Genomic DNA, 26120 nt, shown 5'->3' with positions numbered 1-26120 from the left:
CCGATAATCAGCCTCGGCCATCAACCAACCGGGCTAGTCACCAACACGTCCGCCAGTCGCTAATCGAACAAATGCAACTTAGCAATTCGTTGGCAGGCTTCCGTGAATCGGGGTTCGTCAATCAGTAAGCCCACGCGCACGTAGCCTTCACCACCGGCACCGAAGCCATTTCCTGGCGCCACGGCGACGGCTGCTTGGTCGAGCAACAGGTCTGCGAAACTTTCACTCGTATAGCCAGCTGGAACTGGCATCCACGCGTAAAACGAGCCGCCTGAGGGGTACGGTTCCCAGCCAATTTTGCGTGCGGCCGCAAAGAATTGGTTGCGCCGACGTTCATATAACCCGACTAGGTCACGAACGGTCTGTTGGTCACTATTTAGGGCTGCGATGGCGGCATCCTGAATCGCCGGGAAGACGCTGACGAATAAATGGTCTTGAATGAGGTTCAAGGCTTCGATCATATCTGGATTACCCGCCGCAAAACCGACTCGCCAGCCGGCCATGTTAAAGGATTTCGACAAGGTATACATTTCGATGCCAACATCCTTTGCGCCTGGTGTTTGTAAGAAACTGACGGGACGTTGCCCATCAAACCCAATCGCCCCGTAAGCAAAGTCGTGAACAATCCCAATCTGATGCTCATTAGCAAAGTCGACCGTATCGCGGAAAAAGTCCGGCGTGGCTACCGCACCAGTCGGGTTATTTGGATAATTCAAGTACAACAATTTCGCCGCATCAGCCACCTGTGGATCGACCTGAGAATAGTCTGGCAAGAAGTGGTGTTGTTCAGTCAACCGCAATAATTCGAGTTTGACTTGGGCTAAGGTGATTCCAGACAAGTAATCGGGATAACCCGGGTCCGGTAAGATCATCGTGTCGCCAGGGTTCAGGAGTGCAAAAGGTAATTCGACTAGTCCGATTTTACTGCCACCTAAAACGGCAATCTCAGTCTCTGGATCCAGTTGCACCCCGTATTCGCGCTGATAAAAATCTGCCGCGGCCTGTTTAAAACGCGGTAGCCCGCGAAATAACGAATACTTATGGTCAGCTGGGTCGGCAGTCGCAGCCTGCATCGCTTTCACGACGAAGTCTGGCGTGGGCTGGTCCGGATTTCCCTGGCCTAAATTAATCACATCCGCACCCGACGCGGCTTTCGCATTGACCTTGCGAACCAAATTCGCAAAGAACTGTTTTGGTAACTGCTGTAAAATCTTGGATTCTTCAAATTTCAAACCTAGTGCTCCCCTTCTGTTAACGGCTTCAGACTAGCAACGTCAAAGGTCCCGGCAAATTCTGCCAAGTGGACCAAGTTGCGTAAGAAATCATGGGTCTTCGCTTCATAGTGATACTGCACGCCTAAATCATAAAGATAACCATTGATATAATCAACTTCCGTGGGCCGATGTTTTGAAATATCTTGATACATGGAAGGAAAATGTAGCGGATTGGTCTTGCGACTCACATAATCGATAGTCGCCCATTCTTCTTCGCGGGTATTCAACAGCGTAATGCCGGCGCGTTCACAGACATCAAAGGCTTCATCAATCAGCTGCCGTCCCAATTTCTGAGCGACCGGTGACTGAATAAATTCGCCCATTTGGATCTGAAACATCGTGCATAGCGTATTGATGACCGAGTTGAAAATCACCTTAGCGAGCAACGTTCCGAGGAAATTGGTCGTTAACGTCGGATTCAAATTGGCCGCCTGCAAGTCAGCCACGATTTGATGCGTCACTTCATCCGGTTGTTCCGTCTGATTGGCAATATTCATTGAACCGGCACCCGCTGCGCCAATAAAGTCCACATCGCCGGCCTGCTTCAAAACGGTCCCAATCAGCGTGGTCCCGCCGAGCACCTTTTCCGGCTTGAAATACTGGTTGATTTTTTCGATATGGCCCATGCCGTTCATGGCAGTGACCACGTACTGGTCTGCGTTGAAGAAATGCGCTGAACGCGTCAACATTTCCGCTAAGCCCATTTGCTTAGTGAAGATAATCAACACGTCCGGCGTCCCGTGGTAATCTTCTGGCGTGCTAATTCGAATCGGGACTAGGTGACGGTTCTGTCCATCACGCGCCACGTAAACGCCGCCTTGTTCCTGAATCGTTTGGACTTGTTGGTCCCACGTATCGACAAAATCCACGTGTTGGCCAGCCTCCTGTAACAATACCCCGTACCGTAATCCCATAGCACCTGCGCCTAATACTGCATACTTCATTGAAAAAGCTTCCTTCCTAATTACGACCGTGTGTAGTGGTCTGCCAAACGGTCGCCACACCACTGAACGATCTGCACGATAACGATCAAAATAACGATAACACTAATCAAAACGCCGGTATTATAGCGGTTGTAGCCATATTGAATCGCTAAATCACCGATACCGCCCGCCCCAATCGTCCCGACCATGGCGGAATAGCCAAGCAAACTGATCAGGGTCAAAACGACGCCTCGAATCAAAGCTGGTAAGGCTTCTGGGAATAAGACCTCTTGAAACGTCAACCAGAAGTTAGCCCCGGTCGACCGGGCAGCTTCCACGACCCCAGCATCAATATCCGCAAAGGCCCCTTCCGCCAGCCGGGCAAAAAACGGAATTGCCGCGACTGAAAGTGAGACGGCGCCTCCTAATGGCGTATATGGATCGCCCGCCACGAATTTGGCAAATGGAATCAAGACGACCATCAAAATCAAAAATGGTAATGACCGAATCGCATTGATGACAAAGCCCGCAACGCTATTGACTAGCGGATGGGGCGCAAATAACGGGTTGGCATAGTAGTAGAGTAATAAGCCAATAATCGTGCCGAAGACCACGCCGATAAAACCCGAGATGAAGACCATTTTAGCGGTATCCCATAAGGCGGTTTCTAAATTCTGTTGTAAAATCGTCCATGTCTCATTCATGTGCGTTGACCTCCTCGACGTAATCGACCCGTTGCCGAAACGCGGCAATCGCTCGTTTCACCGCTTCGGTTTGCCCCGTTAAGTACACGGCCAGCACCCCGATGGCGCGTTCCTGAATAAATTCGATGCGTCCTTGAATAATGTTGATATCCACATCCGTCGCCTTGGCGATTTCCGTGATAATCGGCGTCAGCGAGTCACTGCCACGGTAGCGTAACGCTAGTAACTGGCCTTCCTGTTGGGCGAGCTGCGCGGCGACTTTTGGCGGCAACTGGGTATCTAAGAAACGATTGACCAACCGCTGCCCCATATCCGACTGCGGTGCGGCAAATAAATCATACGTCGCTGACTGTTCGACTAATCGGCCTGCTTCCATGACTGCCACGCGGTCAAATAAGCTCCGAGCGACTTCCAACTGGTGGGTGATAAAGACGATGGTAATGTGCAAACGTTGGTTGATGTCTTTTAGAATCTGAATGATTTCCTCGGCCGTTTCAACGTCTAAGGCACTAGTCGCCTCGTCACAGAGTAAAATATCAGGATCATTCGCCAATGCGCGGGCAATCCCGACCCGTTGCTTCTGACCACCAGAGAGTTGGCTTGGGTAGTTGTCCTGACGCTCCGCTAAGCCCACCAATGATAACAATTCGTGGATCCGAGCCGGCTGTTGCTTCTCTGGATAGCCGCCCGCGGTTAATGCAAACGCGAGGTTTTGGGCAATGGTCCGATTACCAACCAAGTTAAAGTTCTGAAAGATAAAGCCAATTTTCTTGCGAATCGCTGCAATCTCTCGCCGGTTGGCCTTGGTCAGTTCCTGACCATCGACCACAACTTGTCCGCGACTCGGGGCCTGCAAGTAGTTGATCGTCCGCACTAGGGTCGACTTCCCGGCACCGGATAAGCCGACGATGCCAAATATTTCGCCTTTTTCAACCGTCAGTGACACGTCCTTAACCGCTTGGACCGTCCGCTTCTTCTGCTGAAAGGTCACATCAATATGTTTTAATTCAATCTGACTCATCCCATTGACCTCCTACTGCCACGATGCGGGCTTATCGAAATCCTTAAATTCAGATTTGGCGATGGCCTTCTTGAAAGCCGCGCTATTCAAGACTGACTTAACGGCTTTTGCAAACTTGGAATTGCGTTGACTCGTCTTAACGACGAAGACTTCCTTGTAATCTTCCTTCAATTTTTCAAGCGCCAACGCTTTGGATGGCTTCAACTTAGCATTCCAAGAATAGTTTCCGGGAATCAAGGCAATCGTCACGTTGCTCATTGATTGTGGTAATTGCGCCGCATCCAGCGTTTTAATCTTCAATTGATGCGGGTTCGAAGCGATATCAGCGGTGCTAGCTGTGGCCACGTTGATATTCTTCTTCAACGTGATCAACTTTTGAGCTGCCAGCAATTGTAAGGCCCGCGCCAAGTTAGACGGATCATTCGGTAGGGAGACGGTGTCGCCGCGTTGCAAATCGCTGAGTGCGGAAATCTTTTTAGAATAGATCCCCATGCCTAGCGTGGGCGTTTCACCGATCGCTGATAGTTTCAAATGGTTCGCTTTGGCAAATGTCTTGAGATACAGCGTGTGTTGGAACAGGTTAGCGTCAATCTCGCCAGAATTCAAAGCCTTGTTGGGCTGCACGTAATCGTTGAATTCCTTGGTCACGACCTTATAACCCTTCTTCTCTAGTAACGGGCCAATCACTTTAGTCGCCATGTCCCCATATGGCCCAGGCGCGACCCCAATCTTCACCGTTGTCAATTTGTTGGAACTCGCCTGAGAACCGCCACCGCGACTCAAGCCAATAATGGCGACCAATACGACTAGAATGCCGCCTAACGCTAACAACCACTTTGTATTTCTTCTCATGATCCATACCCCATCTCTTTTTTTATGCGACAACTAAAAAAGTCGCCCCGGTTATGCTTTTACATAACAAGGACGACTGTCGCCGCGGTACCACCTCAATAGTATCCAATTGGACACCAACTCATGCAGAACTAACTGCTGCGCTAACGGGCATTAACCGCGACCACTTAACATGACTGCTCACCGATCGTTCATTAAGAAAGACCATCTTCACAACGTTTACCGGATCATCTTTCAGCAGTTGATGACTCTCTGTTACCGGCGCGCAATCGCTACTCATCTTTCGTGATAAGTCACATTATGAGTTTTAGATTAGAATACGTCAAGGAATTTATTAGTTAAAAATGAGATTAATAGTAGTGTTGAACTTGACGATACGCTGAAATGACAGCACTCACAGCATTTCACGAAAATCTCCAATCGCGGCTTCAAGTCCTTACAAACTGTCCTCACTAACGGCTCTAAAATACGGCAATTGAACGCAAACAGGACTCAATGGGACTCACTCGTCAGGCTTAAAGTACAACGTATCATGGCGCTTACAACGGGGATTGAACGCTGCTTGACAATTGGGACAAGCCCCAGTGTGATACTGTGCAACGGTCATTCGACAACGACAATTGCCACACATCACGGCTAGCGCCTGTCGACTGGCCGGGACAAAACGATGCGCACATAATGCATTATGGCAGCGATAGCACGCATAATATCGTTGACATTGCGAGCACCACAAGGCGGCAATGTCGGTTGCTTGATGATAGTGTTGACAGCGCCCCGCCCGGTCGATATTTAACCCGTCAATCTGAAGCCACAACTGACTCATGCTTCAACGCCGACTTTGACCACCTCACCACTCGTAAAGGTTTGGTGATCCCCAGACGGTAATCGTAAGACCAAGCCACCATGAGCATCGATATCTTCGGCCAGCCCCGTCACGACCTGCCATCCCACTTGCAACGTGACTTGTTTGCCGAGAACGGCAGATTTAGCCCGGTACGATGGCAAGAAGTCAGCACTAGTATAGCGTTTCGATAGCGCTACAACTTCAGCTAATAGCGCCGCGGCCAGCTGATTACGATTGACCGCCACCGTTGTATCGACGGCTTGCGCACGTGTTCGCAGTTCCTGTGGAAAATCAGTCGTCGTCAAATTCAGACCGATGCCGACAATGAAAGCCATGGTTGAACTCGATTCTAGTTCAAGACTTGCCTCGGTAATGATGCCACCGACCTTATGATGGTCCAGATAAATATCATTGACCCATTTCAGCTGAAAGTCCTTAGTTGGGTAAAATTGTTGTAAGACCGTCAGCACACTCACCGAGATACCGGTGGTCAGTAGCCCGACATTAGCCAAAGCTTGCGTCGGATTGGGAATAACCACACTCAGATAGAGCCCCGTATTGGCTGGCGAGTAAAAATGACGCCCCTGTCGCCCATAGCCGGCCGTTTGCTGATCCGCCAAGAAAGCCGCGATTTGGGCGGGGTGCTGGCTCAAAAATTCTTTGGCCAGTAGCTGCGTCGATGCCGTTTCAGACACCACCTCAATCGGCCCTGGAAACTGATGTTGACCATGGATTTGAATCGCCGTCGCGTCCAACTGCTGACTACCCTGGTAACAATACCCGCGATTTTTACGACTCTCAATCTGATGGCCCTGCTTTTTGAGCGCGTTGATTGCTTTCCAGACACTTTCACGACTGCGGCCAATCTGCTGAGCCAATTGATCCCCCGATAGCCATGTCCCGGGGTATGCCACTAATGTCATTAAGACTTGTTCTTTCGTTGTCATTTTGCCACTCCTCATCTTGTTCGACGCTTTGTTCGGCGCTTTATTCGTCGCTCGACCATCGGCTTATGCTGCAACGTCAAAATCGATGACGGCCCGGACGCGCCGCGCAATCAAAACAGCTAGCGTCGCCTTAATGATATCTCCCGGAATAAAGGCCAAGTTCGATAATAAAGCAGCCGAAAGCGTCATATTGGACTGAATTGCCAGCCAGACCGCCCCGACGATGTCGACAAACGCAATACCGGCTAACCACACGATGCCAACTTCCAACCACCAGTAGCCACTCGTCGTTGCTGGCGTCAACTTCATTAACGTCCCAATCAAGACCGGCGCCAACAACCATGCCACGAGGTAGCCACCGGTTGGGCCTAAGAACACGGCCGCCCCACCGCGACCACCTGACAACAGTGGCAATCCTAATGCCACTAAGCCCAGGAACAATGCCACGGCAATCGTGCCATATTTGCGACCCAATAATTCAGCCGCCAAGAAAATCCCCATATTTTGCAGCACGATTGGCACCGGAATAATCCCCACCGGAATCCCCGGAAAGAACCCCAGAACAATGATTAGCGCCGTTACCATCGCCGTCTGCGTCAAATGTTTGACTGTCTGTTGATTTGTCATACCTGCACCCCTAGTTAATCAATTTAACCGCTATTATGCACCAATAGTAACCTTAAATCAATAGTATGGGTTACTATTTTGATACGTGCTATTCAAATTGACATGCAACATGACTAGAACGTGGCAGTTCTTCAGGTCAAAAGCAGCCAGCTATGGACCGCTGGAAACAAAGCGAGTTAGCGTAAACCTGATTTGATAGCTGCGTCCTACACCGGCCTCCAGGAATTTCTGACAACGCTGGAACGCGATGGACACAGATTTAAGCCGAGAACCCGCGTCTTAAATACTGGTCTTCCACTAAACAAGCACAAAACGCTTGCTAAGTGGAATTTCATCGCTGAGCATTGTCAGAAACACCTTCCGGCCGGGGATTTCATTCGAAAGGCGGACATGTGCAAACTCAACTTTTTAGTGAACTGGTCGTTGACTCTTAGAAACCAGTTATTTGGTATTTAAATGTAAGACTTGTTTCTGATAATCGCCAAGTCAGCATACTCATGTTTTGCTTTCGGAGTCAGTAACATTACAGAACATGAGTCGCATCATCTTTAGCCGCCTGAAATGAAAAAAAGTCCGGAATGCTCAAAGAATGGAAATTAGGGAATAGTACTTAGACAAGCGCCTCAGTATATAAATGCTATAACTCACCATCGATAACGATTCAGAAAGGTATTCCTGAAAGACCAGTTACCTAATATTCAGTGGTCAATTGTACCCAGATAGGTGGCCGTTCATCTGCCATTCGAGCGGGTTCCCGACTGCAGGGGCTGGCTGACAATGCTCAAGGGCGAAATTCTTCTTGTCCGGGTGGGGTTCCCGGGCTAGAAGAAGACTCGTATTTGAAATTGCGCAGTGGGTTTCTGCGTGAGTTCAAATCGATGTCCGCCCTGTTCCAGCGTTGTCAGCCAGCCCTGGAGGTCGGACTAAGGAGATCATCGCTGACGAACAGTAATCCAAACAACTGTTCATAAAAATCAGTCGGCCAAAGCTCGTTGTCTGGCCGACTGATTAACTAATTGTTCGTCTCAAATGATTTGCTCACCGCAATCGCAATGACTTGCCACGACTAGGATTGGCGTACATCTGCGGTTAAATCGATGATTTCGTCAAATAAAGGTTTGGTCTGCTGATGCAGATTATGGGTCACCATGATTACCGTCTTATTCGACTGTTGTAGAATATTCGTTTCCACGCGTAATGCGGTTTCCAGATCCAACGCAGAGGTGATTTCATCTAATAACAAGATTGGTCGATCACTTAATAACATTCTCGCCATCGCCACCCGTTGCATCTGACCACCGGACAAATTGGCCCCACCATGTCGTAATTGCGTCGCGAATCCATCTGGTAGCTCGTCGACAAATTCATCGATACCGCAGATCCGGCAAACAGCGGCGAATGTTTGGTCATCGACCGTCCGTCCCATTAAGATGTTCTCCCGTAAATTCCCGGTAAAGATATAGGGATGCTGGTCTACATATAACATTTGCGCTTGAATCTGGCTTTCTGGTAACTGACGATAATCTTGACCATCAATCGTCAAAGTCCCTTGATAATCCGTATACATCCCAAAAATCAAATTCAAAATTGTCGTTTTTCCAAACCCAGATGGCGCAACCAAGGCATACTTATGATTCTTTTCAAGCCGTAAATTAAGCTTCCGCAGTGTTGGGGTGCTTTGATTATCATATGTAAAAGTCACGTCATCAAAATCAATGGCTCGTTGGAAATTCGTCAAGTTAGCCGTTGATTGGGTTGTTGCTTGAGATGTCGCTTGGGTTGCTGAATTGCTTGAAGCCAACTGAAACTTTTTAATAATGGGTTTAACCGTCCGCAATCCTACAATCGCAAAACTCAAAGCCGTTAAGTTACCAAAAATCACCCCGGCCAATGACGAGCACGTGATGACATTCCCCACTTTCATAATACCATTGAGGGCCAGCGAACCAGCCAAGACACCAATCGCCGCTTGACTCAGAACGCTGATCCAATTAATCAGCCCATTATTTTCCGCCTTAGCTGTCACAAAAGCGACCTTGTATTTACCAAACCGCTTAGATGCATGCCGAACGCGCTGGTTGATCAAGTGTTTTTGCCCCAGAATATAGAGCGCATTATACCCGTCAAAGGTATCCGTCATGGTTTCCGTCAGTTGTTCATTAGCTTGACTGTATGATTTCGATTCGCGTTCAAGCTTGGCTTGTAAGATTTTAGGACCTAGAATCATCAACGCCGCCAAGATCAGTGTCAAAATCAGCAGGCTATAGTGATATTTGACGATCATGATGGCATTAATCAACACGGCCGTCAGCGACTGCAGCGCATCAAAGACATTTTCAAATCCTTGTTCATCAATAATGGTTAGATCGTTAGTCATCCACGAGACGTACTTACCCGTATCGTTTTCTTTGACCTGCGCATACTTCAATCCATTAATCGAATCCGCAATATCGTTCCGTAATTCTGCTTCCATCGTTTGTTTTAAGCGTTCGCGAAAATGATCGTTGATGGGAATACAAATTGCAAAGAGCGTGATGGCACTGAACGCGATGATCATGTCACGAATAAACGTTTGAAAATCACGATTAGCAATTGCCGTAATCGCATTCCCAAAGTAGATGCTATCGATCATCTGAAATCCCATCCAAAACACACCTAATATCAATAACCCCAAAACCGCTAACTTGTGCCGAAATAAATACGAATAAATAGGCATAAACTCCTCCTCAAAAAACAGCTATCGTCCAACCTCGTGCCACATAGTAATTAGTTATTCATTCAGTTCCACAGAAATCTGATTGAACAGAACCAGCATGATTGCGGCAATCAAGTAAAACGCGCCGCCGACCAGCAAGACACTAGTCACCCCGAACACGCCAATCAACACGGGAATCCCTAGTAGCCCAATTGGCTGTGACAAGTTCATCAACGCAAAGTAGCTGTTAAAAATAACCCCTAATTTCGCTTGTGGCACCTTATTTTGAATAATTGTCTTCGATGAAATATTGAAGAACGGAATGACGATTCCCAATCCAGCTAGCCCCAGTAGCGCCACTGGTAACGAATGGGCACTCCCGAAGATGGCCAAGGTGACTGGCACTAACAGCAACGACGTTTGAATCAAGCGACTCATCGGGAATTTGGTGCACAGGAACTTATACGTTAATGACCCAATTAAGAATCCCAGTGAATAAAATGATTCCAGTAGCCCAGTCGTTTTGGCATTGTCAAAAATCTGATAGGCCACTTGGGTTAAATAAACATTCATCGGCGCCAGTAAAATATTAAATAGGATTGCTGAAAAATAGACGGGAACGATATAAGGAAACATCGACAAAAAATCTTTAACGATCTTAAAACTATTCCACATTGAGGTAGATTGGGCTGCAGTTGCTGCAACGCCATCCGTAGCCGTGTTGGTGGGTGGGATATGTAAAAACATCAACAGCACCATCACTACTATGTACGAGACAAAATCAAACAAAAACAATGCTGTAAATGGTAAAAAGCTGATGAAATAGGTGACGATGATTCCCGAGAAAAGATTAGCGGCAGTCATGGCACCACTGATTGACGCATTGATATCATTAAAGTCTGACTTATCAAATAAATACACGGTCACCTTAGTAATACATGGCGCATAGATGTCAGAGATCACTGAATACACCACCGCCAACGCGACCAATAAGACGAATGAATGCACTTGGAAATAGTCCATGGCGGCCACACACAGAATTGCCAGGGCCGCTAAGAAGCTAGAGACCAGCAATAAACGTTTTTCATCACGCCTCGAGTCAATCAGATAACCAATCGGCGTTGCAAGGACCACTTGCGGAATAAACAAGAAGAACGAGTAAATTCCGACGTAGATCGCATTCTTGTACCAAGTCGTGACTAAGATAATTAAGGCAATTCGGGAAAATGCCGTGCCAAAATTATTGATAAACTGACTAACTAGGATAATTCTTTTGTTGCTCATTTAGTCGTCCTCCTTTCTAAGATGACCTACTAAATCCGATAACGAAAATCCTCAGAAAAGCACGTTACCAACGCGTGACTTTCATAATTACTGAGGCCCCCACACCAAGAATCAGGTCAATCCGCTGATGCTATTCTGAAAGTTCAGACTCTCAAATAAAGAGCCTGCTTGTACACCACTCCTTTTAGCGTTAGATGTGATTATAATAGCACTAAACACATCATAATCAAATAATATTTTAATCTAATTGCAATTTTTCTTATCGTTTGCCCGCACATCTACTTATCATAGCGGTCAGGTTAGTAGGTATTAGCCGCAAAGTAAGTGCACACCCGGTAACCAAGTGACAGCAGTTTGCCGGTCATTTCAACACACATTATTGTCCCAATTCTTTTAGCCAACACGTCAAAATTCAAGTTAATTAGCGCAAAAAAAAACAACCAGGACCTGCCATCGTATGATGACCCATCCTGGTTGTGATTAACATTTCACAGTTAACTTACTGTGATGCCCTGCTTATTCTTCTTTAGGAATCCGTTTTTCAACATGATATTGCCGTGCCTCTGGTCGTGGCGTATCCGCTGAAAGGAGATCGTCCGCATAAAACACTGAATAACCATGGTCCTGTTCTAGTGGTCGCGCAATCATTAGGCCGCGTTTACGACCATGGCGGGCATTATAAATGTCCGCGCTACGCAGCGCTTCATTGTAATCGTGGGATTCTGAAATTGCGTCGCCGGGATTAAATAAGACATTTTCATCCATATACCGTCAGCCCCTTTCTGAGTATCTTAATTATACACGCTGGCACCATGCCAAAGAAAGTTTAAAGATTGATGTCGACGTTATAAGTTAATTTGGATAGCGTCAACCCTTTTGTGACCAGTTGTCCAATCAAAGCTTGGGCCTTGTCACGCATCTTAGCGACCATCACTTTGTCTTGTTCCGTTAAGAAGGCCGTCAATTCGTCCCCAGACAACTTAGCAGCCTGCTTGTCCGTTTCAGCGACAAATTGACCTAGTTCGATACGGCATTCCTTCAAATAGTCGATGTCATCTTGAACAAAGTCAGCGTAGTGTGATTCAACGATCATCGACAACGTCCGATACAACCAGTAGGCACTCTTCATATCGTGCTTCAACGGCGTATTAGCGAAGCTTGGGTCAGTTTCAGTCACGTTGGCATGGAATGGAAGATACGGTGCAAACGCGGGTACCCCAAAGGTCATCCACATGATGGCACTTTGTTCTTCAGGGACATCGTTACGAATCTGCATCACGTGCGAATTTTGGGTCCGATTCATTGAAATTGGCCGGAACTTCTTTGCTTCTGGCGTATTTAAGAACGGATCATACTTCGTCTCGTTGTAGTGAGACCCTAGCACGAATTCGACATCCGCCACTGAGATTTTCTTAGCAGCATGACAAATAAATGGGAGTTCACTCGATTGTGGATCCTGTTCGATTTCAGGATTGAAGTACCGTTGGCCATACCAGACCCGTGGCGTATTGTAGTGACGGTCCTTTTCATTGTCGGTCCCAAAAATATGCCGGAAATTGAAACCTTCCTTATCAGGATTCAAATGGTGTTCTTCGACAAATTCTTGAATACCGTCTGACCACATGAAGTTATCAGGATCATCGAAATCCACCCACTGAATCGCTACTTGATTGGCAGCAACAGCGTAAGCATCGTCCGGAATCCGTTGTGCGACCCAATGATGACCAGTCACGATTTCCATATACCACACGTCGTCTTTATCATTGAACAAGACGCCGTTACCTTCTGGTGAGCCATACTTGGCAATTAATTGGCCCAAATATTCGACCCCGCCTCGCGCTGAATCAATGAATGGCGTGACCATCGTTGGGAGGGAATCTTCCGCTAAGCCATTGGGAACAAAGGGGTCGAAGGTCAGCGTATGTTCATTTCCGTAGACACTTTCAGTTGCCGATACCCCTACGTTTTTCTCATTAAACCCGTTTTCTTCAAATACCCCTTTTTCTGCAACTTCAATATTAGGTACCGCTTGATAACGGTAGCCATCCGCTGGAAGTGGCGCCGTAAAACCGTTCTTACCGGACGTTAACGTCTCGTGGCGACCGTGAACGGCGGGGTGAACAATGAACTTTTGCGGGGTAATCGGCATAAACGTATCATCGTTACGGGCAATCATCGTTGATCCGTCAACTGAGGCCTTTTTCCCGACTAAAATGGTGGTACAAGCTTGTTCGTACATCAGCATATCTCTCCTGTCTTTTATTATCGATTATCAATACCAATGATACACGCTCTGCGCGAAAAAACCACCATTGCGGAAACGCTGACAACTAAATTTGACTGGATTTTAAGGTCTGACGGTGGTTGCTGGGGCCAGGCCGCTTAGTGTACCGAAATATTTAGGCGCCATACTTGTTTGTTGAAGTAAAAAAATAACGAGGCAGGCTGAGTTTCCTACCTCGTTATCAATGACTTGCTTCAACTTGCAACGCCATACCCATCACTGTCGATCACTTTCTGCCAACATTTGAAGCGTTTTGGCATACTTCTTTTTAGCATATGCCACCGCTGCCCAGAACTCGGAATCAGACATTTTCTTTATCGGCTCTTCAGCCCGCGTGAGCGCTAATTTATTATCCGCTGTCAGTTCCAATTCAACTTGACTACCAGCAGTTAACTGCAACCGTTCCGCCACTTCAGCTGGAATGGTCACGGCTAATCCATCATCTGTTTTGATTACTTTGCTGTCTTTCATGTTGCTACACCTTTCGTTAGATGATAATCGTTTGATACTCAGAAAAAACGGCTACCACAACTTATTGGTCACTCGCTGCCAACATTTGCAGCGCCTTGCCGTATTTCTGCATGGCATGTTCAGCCGCCGCCACGTACTTGGGATCAGTCGGCGTCAACGGCGATTTTTGCGCCCGCGTGAGCGTCAATTTATGATCCGCTGTCAGTTCCAGTTCAACTTGACTGCCAGCAGTTAACTGCAACCGTTTCGCCATTTCAGCTGGAATGGTCACGGCTAATCCATCATCTACTTTAATTACTTTGCTGTCTTTCATGCGACCTCACCTTCCATTGAACGATGACCGGTTAATACTCAGAAAATCTGAATGCTTTAGTTTTACCATATTTTGACCGTTTTTATAACTAATTTGTCTCACTATTTTATAAAAAGTCATCGACATTCAAAGTAGTCATCCGTTTAACGGCCATCATTCTAGGTGTTCACGACCGACTGGGCTGAGCGGCTGTAATTCCGGGTCGGTGGCCATATCGTGCTGGTAATCATAATTCTGCCAATCTGGGTCACTAAAAATATTTGGCCGGCCACTGGGCTCAACCGTATTGGCTGGTTCCCGATGCCCTTTAAAACGTCCTGTTAATCGCTGCACGAAGGCAATGATCGTCGTCAGAATCTATCTGCTGAGCGCTTTCGCCCACATCAACAATTTACTCATTCGTTATCACCTTTCTATCACTGCTGCATGACACTGTGCTTCAATCTGAGTGAGCCAAACGTCCAAGCCTGTCAAGACGCCAAGCATTGCAGCTCATCCCACTTCAAATGATCACCACTATTACACCTGATTTTGTCCTAAATTGCGAGAAAAATCTCCCGTCCACGACTTTTTCAACGATTACGTTAGTCACAAGTCGCCATACTGATAATTATTTGCCAGTCCAATTTAATTTCGTAAATTTGTTTGTACAAATTAATGTGACTAACGCTAAGTGGCCGACACAACTCGCAAAAATCAGCGCCACAAAGGCATTTACCCCCATCGATTGCCATAATAATCCACGTCAAAAAGAACCATATTAGTTATCAAATTCCATAAATCTTTTCGTAATCTAATCAATAATTCTTAAATTTGAAAAATCGTCATCACATTTTCTTCACAATTCGTTGTTATGATGTACTCATAGCAATTAAGGATCCCCCTCCAAGATTGCTACTATAATAATTAACATTCTTTTCATTTACTCCTCCAAAGTAATGAAATCCGTCAAAGCGTAACAACTTTGACAGCTTGGTGAGCGGCATGTGAACGTCCCCCCGCTTATATGAATAAACGCTCATCAAGTTATCAGCATATGATTCCCCGTCGTATGCTGACCTACTCCTTTTGACCTTCGTATTCCCGTACGAAGGTTTTTTTGTGCCCAATCACGGTGCGGCCATAATAGGTGGCCTTGATTGGCAGCTTGCCGCGAGACACCTTTTTCATTAGTATGTCGCGTATTATTTCTCGCATCATCCGAAGTAGCAGGGCCTAGCGTCGCACTGTTCGCTGGGGGATTACAAGTCGCACCCCTATCAATCTCACTGAAAACAGCTTATAATTTAATTATCATCACATTAAAGGTGGGTCATCTATGCAAGAGGGATACTTAGATCAGCGCTTAATCGGCCAGCGCTTCATTCTCAAACCGACCGATTTAACCGATGGCGTCGCATTCTATGGCATCTTTTACCATTTGCACGCCGCAACGCCGCTTCACGCTGGCGATACCGTCGAAATTACGGCGGTCAGCGCGCACGGCTTAACGGTAACGATCATCGCGCCACAACAATAGGGGGATTTTATTATGGTAGGCATCATCGTTGCAATCATCATCATTTGCTTAGTCATCCTGATTCTCGCCGCATCCATCCGCATCATTACGCAACCTAATCAAGGGGTCGTTTTGACTTTCGGTAAATTCGAGCGGGTACTCAGTTCTGGCTTCCACTTCATCAAGCCATTCATTTCACGCATCATCACCGTCAACACCGCGCAAACGCCGGTCGACCTGAATCAACAAGTCGTGATTACGAAGGATAACGCCGAAATCTCGGTTAAAATCTCACTCAAATACCACGTCACTAATATTGAAGATTTCGTCTTCAAAAACGAAGACTCGGTCCGCAGTATGATTCAAGATACACGGGCGGCATTGCGGGGGATCATTGGGAACAAAGAATTAAACGAGGTTTTGAATGGGACGCAGGAAATCAACGCCGCCCTGTTCAAGGAAATCTCATCCGTGACTGCCGGTTATGGGCTGAACGTTGACCGGGTCAACATCGATTCCGTCAACCCCTCCGCTGACATTCAAGCTTCAATGAACAAGCTGTTGCAAGCCACCCGGGAACGGGACGCGACCATCGCCACCGCTGAAGGGAAGAGTAAGTCGATCACGCTGGAAAACGAAGCCAATAACCGCGCGTTATTAGCGACGAACAAGGCGCAAAACGAAGCACTGGTGAACAGCGCTAAAGCGAAGGCTACCGCGGTCCAGACTGAGGCCGACGCCGATGCTTATCGGACCCGCATTTTGAACGAAGCCCTGGCCCAGTCGTCAGAAAACTACTTCATCTTCCAAAACACCGAGGCCGTCAAAGCCTTAGCGGACGGTTCCGCTAACACGGTCGTCTTGCCAAACCAGACTTTAGATAGCTTAGGCTTGATTCCCGCACTCACCAAAGTCGGTAAATCCACGAAGTAATTGAAATTTTTATCACCTGTTTAACTTAGAAGTCCTCAAATGGCGCGTTGCCACTCGAGGACTTTTTTGACTTATCAAACGATTAGCAGCACCACCATACTTCGTCAAACTGTTTATTATCAATTTTGTAAACCTTTCCGTTAGGTTTCGTCGGTCAATTAGGTTAGAATTAGGTTGTGCAAAACCATACTTAGAGGTGTTAATATTGAATCAACCTTGGCAAACTGCTTGGCCAGAGCGGATTAGTTACGGGCTTAGCGATGCCGCGGATAACTTAGTCTTTCAGATGATGACCACTTACTTACTATTCTTCTACACGGATGTCTACGGACTTTCGACTAGTGCCGCCGCGATTTTATTTGTCGTTGCGCGCTTGGCCGATGTCGTCGAAAGTTTGATTATCGGTGTCATGATTGACCATACCCATTCGCGCTTCGGTAAAAGTCGCCCATTTTTCTTATGGTACGCATTACCCTACGTCCTGTTTGCAGTCCTGACCTTCGTCACCCCTGACTTTGGTGCGACTGGTAAACTCGTGTGGGCGTATGTCACCTACCTCGGATTAGGCTTCTTTTATACTGCCGTTAACTTACCGATCACATCCATCTTACCGGCACTCTCGAAAAACGAGCGTGAATTGACACTGCTTGGCGTGATTCGTCAATTTTTCGGCAGTAGTGTCCAGATTATCGTCGCCGTCTTTACCTTACCGCTAGTGGCATTATTCGGTCAGGGCAACCAGCAACGGGGCTTTTTACTCACCATCGTCTTATTCGGCATCATTTCATTAGTGCTGATACTGAACACGTTCTTCCAAGTTAAAGAACGCTTTAGTCAGCCAGAGCGCCCACATCAATCACTCAGTGCGGTCTGGGGTATGCTCAAACAAAACCAACCCTGGTTTATTTTATCGAGCGTTATTTTGCTCTATTGGCTAACGACTGCGATCAAGAACCAGACGACCATTTACTACTTCAAATACCTGATTCAACGCGAAGACTTGGTTCCAGTCGTTAACGGCTTCACGTTTGCGTCACTGATTGGCGTGATTCTGATCGTTCGACTCGCGAACCACCACGGCAAGAAGAATACCATGTTGGCCGGTATCGCGATTGCGGCTGCGGGCCAACTCATTCTCGGCCTCGGAACAGCCATCAATCAGTTAACACTCGTCTTCGGTGGCACCCTCGTCAATGCCGTGGGTAACGGGCTCATTATTGGGCTAGTCTCCATCATGATTGCCGACACGATTCGTTACGGTACCGCCCTAGGCATTCAAGCGGAAGGCATCTTAGCCTCTACCGATGACTTCGGCGTGAACGTCGGTCTCGGTCTGGGTGGCTTGGTTACTGCCGGCCTCTTTCATCTGAGTGGCTACACCGCCAACCACGCGCAAAACATCGCCACGCAACACATGATTACATTGAACTACGCTTGGCTCCCGCTGTTACTCTACGTCATCATGTTCCTCGTTTTGATTTTCTATAATGAACGCCAATTACAAGACGCAATTGACGCTTAACTAAAAACATGAGGTCCGTCGCCACTTAGTTGGGTTGCGGACCTCATGCTTTTGGTTGAGTGGCTTTCAAACGCTGTGCTAGTTCTTAAGTTCAAAATCAACCAGCTTAGAAACGCTGGAAACAGAGCGAATTAACGTAACACTGCAGTCATGGATTCGTCCTGCTCCGGCTTCCAGGCATTCTGGGCAATGGCCGGAAACCCACGTCTTAAACACCAACATTATCTAACTGCTTTATCAGAATACAAATTTTGTTGTTCTGCACCATACCAACCCCCAAAAAACGCATGAAAAAAGCCGGCTCCGAAGAGTCGACTTTTTCTGAATCAAAAATCCAATTATTTAACAGCTGGAGTCTTGAACCAGCCAATACGTGATGTAACAACATCAACGATGGCTTTCTTACCAGGTGCCAATAACTTACGAGGATCGTAGCCTTTACCGATTTGGTCTGCGCCAGATTCGATGTAAGCACGAGTTGCATTGGCAAAAGCAACTTGGTTTTCGGTGTTAACGTTAACCTTGCTAATACCCAATTCAACAGCCTTAACGATTTGGTCCTTAGGAATACCAGAACCACCGTGAAGTACCAATGGCATCTTAACGGCTTCTGAGATTTCTTGAAGACGATCGAAGTGTAAGCCAGTCCAGTTTTCTGGGTACTTGCCGTGGATGTTACCAATCCCAGCGGCTAAGATGTCGATACCAGTGTCAGCTAAAGTCTTAGCTTCTTCAACATCAGCTAATTCACCTTCACCGATGATACCGTCTTCTTCACCACCAATTGAACCAACTTCGGCTTCAACAGAGATGCCCTTAGCATGAGCTAATTTGACGATTTCCTTAGTCTTTTCTAAGTTTTCGGCAAATGGTAAGTCATGGCCATCAAACATAACTGATGAGTAACCAACTTCGATACATTCCTTGGCAGCTTCGTAGTTACCGTGGTCTAAGTGCATAACAACAGGAACAGTGATGTTCATGCTTTCCATTTCATCAGCAACTAAGTCCATAACGAGCTTGTAGCCGCCCATGTACTTAGCAGCACCCATTGAAACTTGGATAATAACTGGGGTGTTAGTGTCTTGAGCACCCTTCAAGATGCAACGAGTCCATTCAAGGTTGTTTGTGTTGAACGCACCAATAGCATAATGGTTCTTGTATGCGTCTTGTGTCATATCAACAGCATTTACAAATGACATAAAATAACCCTCCTAGGTTAATTAAGAGATACGATTTTTGAATCACATTCATTTTAGCACATTTTAGATAGGAGTGATAACCGATTTGGCATATTTCTTAACCAACGATTGCCGGTAAATTGCCGTCTTTTTGATACCTATCGAATTGTAAACCCTTCCATCGATTTTTAAATCATTTCCCAATGTCGGAATTCTTGTCAAAATTAGCTGTAAAATCAAGGTTCAAGATTTTGTGACAGAAATAACAACCATTAATGATCATAAAATGTAAGAAGCCGATTTGTTTACATTATCAAACGCCTTGAATACAGCAATATTAACAATTAAAGACTAAATTATGAAATCTCAAATCAGCTATTTACATTTGTGAAAAAGGTTTTATAATAATGGTTGTGAAGGAAATAACAAATTGGTTTTTGCATAGGGGGAACCGTTAATGTTGAAAGAAATTGATGAACACACCACCGTGTCACAATCGATTGATCGGTTAGTCTTGAACGCCTCGTTAGCCGCCACTCGGCTAGAAGTGATGAACCAAGAACAAGTTGACCAAGCCGTGGCCGCCATGGCTCGCGCAGCCCACGCAGCTCGTGGCATGTTAGCTGCCATGGCAGTTGAGGAGACCGGACGGGGAAATTATCGCGATAAGGTCGCCAAGAATGATTTCGCGGCCAAACACATTTACGATTACATCAAGGATGATAAGACCGTTGGCATCATTAACGACGATCCGGTCAGTGGCGTCATGAAAGTGGCTGAGCCAGTTGGTATTATCGCCGGCGTTACCCCAGTCACTAACCCCACGTCGACCGTCATCTTCAACGCGATGCTGGCCTTAAAGACTCGTAATCCGATTATTTTCGGCTTCCACCCGTTTGCGCAAAAATCATGTGTCGAAACTGGTAAAATCATCCGTGACGCTGCGGTTGCCGCGGGTGCACCCAAAGATTGGATTCAATGGATCAAAACGCCTAGTCTAGAAGCAACTAACACCTTAATGAACCACCCTGGTGTGGCAACGATTATTGCAACCGGGGGTGCCGGCATGGTCAAAACGGCGTACTCCACCGGCAAGCCTGCGCTCGGCGTTGGTCCCGGCAACGTGCCCTGCTTTATCGAACAGACCGCTGACGTGCATCAAGCCGTTAGTGATGTCGTCACGTCCAAGTCGTTTGATAACGGCATGATTTGTGCGTCCGAATCGAACCTTATCGTGGCCGACCAGATCTATGACCAGGTCAAGACCGAACTCAGTCAACAGGGCGTCTATTTCGTTGGTCCTGACAATTTTAAGGCCTTAGAAGCAACCGTCATGAACCTCGATAAGCAGGCCGTTGATCCAAAGGTTGCTGGACAAACGCCATGGCAGATTGCACAATGGGCCGGTTTCGACGTTCCTACCGACACCAAGGTCTTAGCCGTTGAACTACCAAGCATCGGTGGCGACCAAGTCTTATCACGTGAGAAGTTATCGCCAGTACTCGCGGTCGTACATGCCAAAGATACTAAGACGGGCTTCAACTTGATGAAACGCAGTCTGTCACTGGGTGGCTTGGGTCACACGGCCGCCTTGCACACGACTGACGAAGCCGTCATGAACAAGTTTGCCTTGGAAATGACCGCTTGCCGGGCGTTAATCAACGTCCCATCCTCACAAGGGGCGATCGGTTACAAGTACGACAACGTGGCGCCTTCCCTAACACTCGGTTGCGGGACATGGGGTCATAACTCGATTTCACATAACTTGGAAGACTGGGACTTGCTCAATATCAAGACCGTCGCCAAGCGTTTGGATAAAATTCGCTAACTTCATAAGATAACTCATTCAGGTCACTGATAATAGACCCAAGAGAATTCAAACTGCCGCTAATAAACGTGCCCACCGAAGTCATTTCACTTCAGTGGGCACGTTTTAGGTTCAAACTGATTCAATTGTTACGCCAGCTTCTTGAACGTCCAAGCATCCCGGAACCGGTCCGGTCGATATAAGAACCAACGCCCCAGACTCCAAGTGAGGTAAGCGACCGCAATCGTCAATAGAATAAAAGTAACTAGCGGTAATTGCGGTTTATAATGATCGGTCAGTAAGCCAACAATCCCAGCACCAAATTGCGAACAGCTGATGGCAATAATCAAATAGCCGATTGAAAAACTCAGAACAGCGCCGCGCAATTGTGGGAAACGGAAAAAGTCCTGCCCATTTTCTAACGATAAGTGGTCAAACGCCCATTGGTTGAGCCAGTAGAGGCCCCCACTAATGACACCACAAATCACCAGGACAATTAACAGACCGCTGGGGTGCTGACTCGACAACGTCCCTAAAATATCCGCTTGGCGATAAGTCTGACCAGTCACTCCAGCCACAATGTTGATCAAGCCATCGTAGGCAAACGGCAGACTGCAAGTGAAGACGAACGTCGCCAGGGCACTTGCAAAGACGCGGCCGACCCACAAGCCAAACGTGGCCGCGACTAGGCTTAGCGTGATAATCAGTGCTAAGATTTCAACTTCCTCATAGATTGAGCCAACCCAGTTCACCCCAACATGCCGATTGACCAGCACCCGCCAAGTAATCAAGCCATAAATCGCTTCTGCCAAGACATACGCACTCACCACCGTCCCAATCAGGAGACCGATTTTGCGGCGATAGATCTGACGTCGCGGAACTGGCAAGCTAAATAAATACTGATCAAAGTTTGTAAAATTATCATTCAAAAATAGCACGACGCCTATGACTAGGCTGACTAAAATACTGACGACCAGCCCCATTCGAATACCGTTCGCACTGGTCAATGTAAAACTGGTCTCATTCACCGCAATGTATAAGGACGGACGCTGCACGATACTATAACCTTCCTTAATACCAGCCAGCAATAAAGCCATTATTCCTGTCAATACAATGACGCGATAGTGCCGCCACAACAACTGCCATAATGTTCGTTTGGTCATGTCCCCGCCCCCTAAGATAATAATTCAAAATCCGCTTCGTCCGTCAAATTCGCCATGAACAAGTCAGCCAATGAGAGTGGTAACTCTTCTTGAAAGACTGGCTTGGTCGCGGCCAATTGCGTCTGGAGCGCTTCGTCGAAATTCTCGAAAACAACGACGATCACCCGCCCCGACACGTGGACGATGTGTCCCAGCTGCTTGATCACCGCTGGAATCTGCTTATCACGGTAGACCAGTTGAACTTTGCGCGCATTATGCCGCATCGATTCCAGCTGATAATCGTTGACGATTTGTCCTTGCTTCAACATCAATGCCCGGTCGATCACGCCTTCTAGTTCGACCAAGTTATGCGACGCAATCACGATCGACCGCTCACCGGTTGCGACTTCATCAATCAAGATGCCCAGAATATTCTTGCGAATCAGGACGTCCAAACCATCTAGCGGTTCATCCAGAAAGAGGTATGGTGCTTGCGTCGCCACGCTGAGAATGATGGTAAATAAGCCAAAGGTCCCCTTTGAGAAATGCCGTAATTTTTGCTTAGAAGTTAATTGATAACGGTCGAGTAATTGCTCAAATTTGGCATTATCAAAGGCCGGATAAGCGGCTTGGTAGTACCACTGAATTTGTCTGATCGTCGCGCCCTTGAAGAAATTCGTCAGTGGGTCAATGAAGCACAACTGCGTACGAGACGCTGGTTGCGTTGCCACATTTTGACCATCGACTGTGACGGTCCCCTGGTCGCTGAGATACTGACCGTTGATAGTCCGAAACAGCGTCGTCTTACCGACACCATTACGACCGACCACGCCCACGATTTGTCCTAAGCCAATTTCAAAACTAATCTCATCCAACGTCTGGTGATGGTCGATTTGTTTGCTTAACTGATTAATCATTAAACTCATAACATTTCCCCCGTTTTATCCAGCCAGTCGTGGAGTTCAGCGATACTGACCCCACTCTGATACGCTAGCTTGACGATTTGTGTGAACCGTTCGCGTAATTCCGCTTGCAACAAGCTTGAATCCGCGGCCTGCACGTAAGTCCCCTTACCCGGAACCGTCTGAATGATCTGTTGTGCCTCCAACTGCTTGTAAGCCTTGCTGACCGTATTCGGATTGAGCAAATGTTGGCGCGCCATCTCCCGCACCGACGGCAACTGTTCACCAGGCTGCAACACCCCGTGCGCGATATCTTGTTCAATTCCGGTTACCAACTGCGCATAATACGGCTGCCTGCTCCCATGGTCAATTTGCATGGCCCACCTCCATTTGAAATCCGACGACTGCTTTGTTTAAACAACATAGTACAGCATAGTACAGTTGCTGACAAGGTAAGAAAGTCTTAACATTCTGTAGACCTTTGAAGTACAGCCAGCTTAGAACCGCTGGAAAATAGGGCAAATCGGCGTAAACTTTCTGTGATAGATGCATCCTACACCGGCTTCCAGGCATTTCTGACAACGCTGGAACGCGATGGACACAGATTTAAGCCGACAAATCGCGTCTTAAATACTGGTCTTCCACGTTAGCTGCAGTATGGATAAAACGTGTTCGGGTCAGACTGGGACTTCCGGTTAGCTACGCCAGAACGCCAAGCGGAAATTCACCGCTTAACGCTCTAGCTAGGCTAATCATCAGTCCCAACCCGTCTGAACCTCACACTCTGAAAAACGCTGAGCATTGTCAGAAACACCTTCCAACCGGGGATGGTATTCGAAAGGCGGACATGTGCGGACCCAACTTTTTTAAAGACTGATCACTGATTCATATCAAACCGTACAGCTGTTATCTGACTGTCAGATTTGTTTTGTCTAAAACTTTTTCTTAATCATTAGGCTATCGTCTAGTGCCGTCAGTACAGGAGTGTCTAGATTATTATCCCTTACTTGATACGTTTTCGAATCAGACTGAATATGAACTAGTCGTTAATGCTTTGAAATCAGTAATCCTGTCATCTACCAACAAGGCAGTTTCGATTAGATTCACTCAACAAAATCTTGACCTGCAAATTCCAGGTGAGTTTTATTGCCAATTCAAAGTTTGCTCGAAGGACCTGTCTCCTAATTATTCAATGGCCAATTGTACCCAGATGGGCGGCTGTTCATCCGCCATTCGAGCGGCTTCCCGACTGGAGGGGCCGGCGGACAATGCTCAAGGGCGAAGTTCTTCTTGTTCGGGTGGGGTTCCCGGGCTAGAAGAAGACTCGTATTTGAAATTACGCAGTGGTCTTCTGCGTGAGTTCAAATCGATGTCCGCCCTGTTCCAGCGTTGTCAGCCGGCCCCGGAAGTCGGACTAAGGAGATCACCGGCTGACGAACAGCAATCCAAATAACTGTCACATTCCACCACAACTCCCGACAAACAGCCAATCACAATGCATTAACAACTTTTTTACGAGTAAAAGCGCCCGCACTTGCCAATGACAAGTACGGGCGCCTATTTAGGTTGCGATTTAGCTGCGAGTCACTTATTTGCGCCGTAGTTCCGTTGCGGCGTATTCCATAATCGCCATCAACACAATCAAACTAATCGGAAAAGCAATCACACTGACTGTCAAACTAGCGGTAATTTCGAAAAACGTGAAAATCACCATTAATAGTAAGACGGATGCAATTAACATCCCAGTGTCCGCTTTTCCCCAATGCTTAATCATCTGTGTTAACCTCATTTCTATTTATTAGTCACCACGAGTTTAACACGTCTGATATCGCTTACTAGGCCTTATCGCTAAGAGTTCCATGAGAATTCTATTGGAGCAGTCGCGACATGGTCGTCACGGGCAGCCGACCCCCGGCACGTAACGGTAAGAAGAGTTGATTGCCATCTTCAAAGCCCAGTCCTTCCCAGAACCGCGCAACGCCTTCATCCGCAGTCACCCGTGTCAGCTGGATCACTTTGATATTGCTTGCAAGAGCTGCCTGCATCAGGCCAGTGACGATGACGCGACCGACTGATTTACGCTGATAAGCCCGGTTGACCATCAGCAAGCCGATAAATAGAAATTGCTCTTGTGGGTACTGATTCAACAAGTCCACAACTGCGACCAGCCGATGCGCAAGATAAAAACCAAAAACTTGTTTCTGTGCGGCAGCCAGCTCATCTGGATGGGCGGTCAAGTCATGTTGGACTTCCGTCATGGTCAGCGGTTCTGGTGAAAAATACTGATGATACTGCGGGTTACTCTGCTCTAAGCGCAGTAAGTCTTCCTGGTCTGCTAAAGTGAGCAGGCGAATTTCAAAATCCGGTAATTGTGCTTGTAACGTTGCTAATTTCATTTTTAATCCCAAACTTTCTCTAAGTTATACCAAGTCTCACCAGCATGCGTTGACTCAGCGACCCCCTGATTGACAAAGCCATTCTGTTCATAAAATGGCACCAAGCGTTCCAAGCAGGTCAAACTCATACTCGTTCGACCATGAGCCTGTGCATTCTCAGCTAAGGCAGTCAGTAGCTGGCTGCCAATCTGTTGATGACGGGCTAGTGGTGAGACCGCCAACGTGAACACGAGTTGGTGACCGCCACGTGGCAGGTTCGTCGGTGTCGTGACAAACATCTCGTCTTGAATGTACCGCGCACCAACGGCTGGCCCCACGATAAAGCCTAATACGACCGCATCATCGCGCGCCACTAAAAAAGTCTCGCCCAACTTCTCGATTCGTTCCCGATAGGCAGCTTCACTGCCGGCTTCGGCTTCCGAAAAACCCGCTTTTTCAATCGCCATAATTTGTGGCAAATCCGTCATCTTAACAGGTGTAATTTCCATCAATCTTCGCCT

The 26120-nt window shown here is 47.2% G+C and carries 26 protein-coding genes; 4 read left to right on the top strand and 22 right to left on the bottom strand.

What is annotated here, in order from left to right:
* Positions 1-59: 59 nt before the first annotated feature.
* The 15 genes from KGF65_RS03705 to KGF65_RS03635 all read right to left on the bottom strand — a co-directional run bounded on the left by KGF65_RS03705 (position 60) and on the right by KGF65_RS03635 (position 14572).
* On the bottom strand, positions 60-1232 hold the full coding sequence (locus tag KGF65_RS03705) for a pyridoxal phosphate-dependent aminotransferase (protein ID WP_105922186.1): 1173 nt from the start codon (positions 1230-1232) through the stop codon (positions 60-62).
* A gap of 2 nt (positions 1233-1234) precedes the next feature.
* A complete protein-coding gene (locus KGF65_RS03700) occupies positions 1235-2218 on the bottom strand; it encodes a ketopantoate reductase family protein (RefSeq protein WP_216748106.1) in 984 nt (327 codons plus the stop codon).
* A gap of 20 nt (positions 2219-2238) precedes the next feature.
* Positions 2239-2901 (bottom strand): methionine ABC transporter permease, encoded by a 663-nt coding sequence (locus tag KGF65_RS03695; RefSeq protein ID WP_216748107.1) that lies wholly within the window; start codon positions 2899-2901, stop codon positions 2239-2241.
* Positions 2894-3922, bottom strand: a complete 1029-nt coding sequence (locus KGF65_RS03690) for a methionine ABC transporter ATP-binding protein (protein ID WP_105923376.1) — start codon at positions 3920-3922, stop codon at positions 2894-2896. Before KGF65_RS03690 ends, KGF65_RS03695 begins: the two co-directional genes overlap by 8 nt.
* A 12-nt stretch (positions 3923-3934) precedes the next feature.
* Positions 3935-4774 (bottom strand): MetQ/NlpA family ABC transporter substrate-binding protein, encoded by an 840-nt coding sequence (locus KGF65_RS03685; protein WP_050337810.1) that lies wholly within the window; start codon positions 4772-4774, stop codon positions 3935-3937.
* Between the two features lie 502 nt (positions 4775-5276).
* Positions 5277-5597, bottom strand: a complete 321-nt coding sequence (locus tag KGF65_RS03680) for a hypothetical protein (RefSeq protein ID WP_213472164.1) — start codon at positions 5595-5597, stop codon at positions 5277-5279.
* A complete protein-coding gene (locus tag KGF65_RS03675; protein ID WP_216748108.1) occupies positions 5594-6565 on the bottom strand; it encodes a biotin--[acetyl-CoA-carboxylase] ligase in 972 nt (323 codons plus the stop codon). The genes KGF65_RS03680 and KGF65_RS03675 overlap by 4 nt, the downstream gene beginning before the upstream one ends.
* Positions 6566-6628: 63 nt before the next feature.
* Positions 6629-7192: a biotin transporter BioY gene (locus KGF65_RS03670; RefSeq protein WP_105923373.1), complete on the bottom strand. Its 564-nt coding sequence runs from the start codon at positions 7190-7192 to the stop codon at positions 6629-6631.
* Between the two features lie 1066 nt (positions 7193-8258).
* On the bottom strand, positions 8259-9908 hold the full coding sequence (locus tag KGF65_RS03665) for an ABC transporter ATP-binding protein (protein ID WP_120769589.1): 1650 nt from the start codon (positions 9906-9908) through the stop codon (positions 8259-8261).
* 54 nt (positions 9909-9962) lie between these two features.
* Positions 9963-11171, bottom strand: a complete 1209-nt coding sequence (locus KGF65_RS03660; RefSeq protein ID WP_088770158.1) for an MFS transporter — start codon at positions 11169-11171, stop codon at positions 9963-9965.
* Between the two features lie 516 nt (positions 11172-11687).
* A complete protein-coding gene (locus tag KGF65_RS03655) occupies positions 11688-11936 on the bottom strand; it encodes a hypothetical protein (RefSeq protein WP_003637561.1) in 249 nt (82 codons plus the stop codon).
* Positions 11937-11997: 61 nt separating this feature from the next.
* Positions 11998-13410 carry a C69 family dipeptidase gene (locus KGF65_RS03650; RefSeq protein ID WP_101872739.1) on the bottom strand — a complete coding sequence of 471 codons (1413 nt, stop codon included), beginning with the start codon at positions 13408-13410 and terminating at the stop codon, positions 11998-12000.
* 261 nt (positions 13411-13671) lie between these two features.
* Positions 13672-13926, bottom strand: coding sequence for an AbrB/MazE/SpoVT family DNA-binding domain-containing protein (locus KGF65_RS03645; protein WP_050337816.1), 255 nt, complete (start codon positions 13924-13926; stop codon positions 13672-13674).
* 61 nt (positions 13927-13987) lie between these two features.
* Positions 13988-14239, bottom strand: coding sequence for an AbrB/MazE/SpoVT family DNA-binding domain-containing protein (locus KGF65_RS03640; RefSeq protein ID WP_050337817.1), 252 nt, complete (start codon positions 14237-14239; stop codon positions 13988-13990).
* Positions 14240-14392: 153 nt separating this feature from the next.
* On the bottom strand, positions 14393-14572 hold the full coding sequence (locus tag KGF65_RS03635) for a hypothetical protein (protein WP_216748109.1): 180 nt from the start codon (positions 14570-14572) through the stop codon (positions 14393-14395).
* A gap of 985 nt (positions 14573-15557) precedes the next feature.
* Here KGF65_RS03635 and KGF65_RS03630 point away from each other — a divergent pair.
* The 3 genes from KGF65_RS03630 (at position 15558) to KGF65_RS03620 (ending at position 18192) form a co-directional block, all read left to right on the top strand.
* Entirely contained in the window at positions 15558-15758 is a 201-nt protein-coding gene (locus KGF65_RS03630) for a hypothetical protein (protein WP_101872737.1), read from the top strand.
* 12 nt (positions 15759-15770) lie between these two features.
* A complete protein-coding gene (locus tag KGF65_RS03625) occupies positions 15771-16670 on the top strand; it encodes an SPFH domain-containing protein (protein ID WP_003637558.1) in 900 nt (299 codons plus the stop codon).
* Between the two features lie 205 nt (positions 16671-16875).
* Positions 16876-18192 (top strand): MFS transporter, encoded by a 1317-nt coding sequence (locus tag KGF65_RS03620; protein ID WP_101872736.1) that lies wholly within the window; start codon positions 16876-16878, stop codon positions 18190-18192.
* Positions 18193-18530: 338 nt separating this feature from the next.
* Here KGF65_RS03620 and fba read toward each other — a convergent pair whose 3' ends face one another.
* Positions 18531-19394 carry a class II fructose-1,6-bisphosphate aldolase gene (fba, locus tag KGF65_RS03615; protein ID WP_003637556.1) on the bottom strand — a complete coding sequence of 288 codons (864 nt, stop codon included), beginning with the start codon at positions 19392-19394 and terminating at the stop codon, positions 18531-18533.
* A gap of 436 nt (positions 19395-19830) precedes the next feature.
* On the opposite strand from fba, the gene KGF65_RS03610 reads away from it, so the two are divergent.
* Positions 19831-21201, top strand: coding sequence for an aldehyde dehydrogenase family protein (locus KGF65_RS03610; RefSeq protein ID WP_101872735.1), 1371 nt, complete (start codon positions 19831-19833; stop codon positions 21199-21201).
* A gap of 128 nt (positions 21202-21329) precedes the next feature.
* On the opposite strand, the gene KGF65_RS03605 is transcribed toward KGF65_RS03610, so the two are convergent.
* From KGF65_RS03605 to KGF65_RS03580, 6 genes are all read right to left on the bottom strand, one after another.
* Positions 21330-22343 (bottom strand): acetoin ABC transporter permease, encoded by a 1014-nt coding sequence (locus KGF65_RS03605; protein ID WP_216748110.1) that lies wholly within the window; start codon positions 22341-22343, stop codon positions 21330-21332.
* A gap of 11 nt (positions 22344-22354) precedes the next feature.
* Entirely contained in the window at positions 22355-23248 is an 894-nt protein-coding gene (locus tag KGF65_RS03600) for an ATP-binding cassette domain-containing protein (RefSeq protein ID WP_216748111.1), read from the bottom strand.
* The gene (locus KGF65_RS03595) at positions 23245-23601 is read right to left on the bottom strand and encodes a GntR family transcriptional regulator (RefSeq protein ID WP_050337826.1); all 357 of its coding nucleotides are present in this window, start codon (positions 23599-23601) and stop codon (positions 23245-23247) included. The genes KGF65_RS03600 and KGF65_RS03595 overlap by 4 nt, the downstream gene beginning before the upstream one ends.
* A gap of 1211 nt (positions 23602-24812) precedes the next feature.
* Positions 24813-24998, bottom strand: a complete 186-nt coding sequence (locus tag KGF65_RS03590; protein ID WP_003637551.1) for a hypothetical protein — start codon at positions 24996-24998, stop codon at positions 24813-24815.
* A 94-nt stretch (positions 24999-25092) separates the two neighbouring features.
* Positions 25093-25620 carry a GNAT family N-acetyltransferase gene (locus KGF65_RS03585; protein WP_050337828.1) on the bottom strand — a complete coding sequence of 176 codons (528 nt, stop codon included), beginning with the start codon at positions 25618-25620 and terminating at the stop codon, positions 25093-25095.
* Positions 25621-25622: 2 nt separating this feature from the next.
* The gene (locus KGF65_RS03580; RefSeq protein ID WP_050337829.1) at positions 25623-26108 is read right to left on the bottom strand and encodes a GNAT family N-acetyltransferase; all 486 of its coding nucleotides are present in this window, start codon (positions 26106-26108) and stop codon (positions 25623-25625) included.
* Positions 26109-26120: the final 12 nt, after the last annotated feature.

The organism is Lactiplantibacillus sp. 30.2.29 (genome assembly GCF_018991255.1).
GTDB classification, from domain to species: Bacteria; Bacillota; Bacilli; order Lactobacillales; family Lactobacillaceae; genus Lactiplantibacillus; species Lactiplantibacillus pentosus.
The sequence above is the reverse complement of the archived record's forward strand: the minus strand, read 5'-3'. Positions and strand labels throughout refer to the sequence as shown.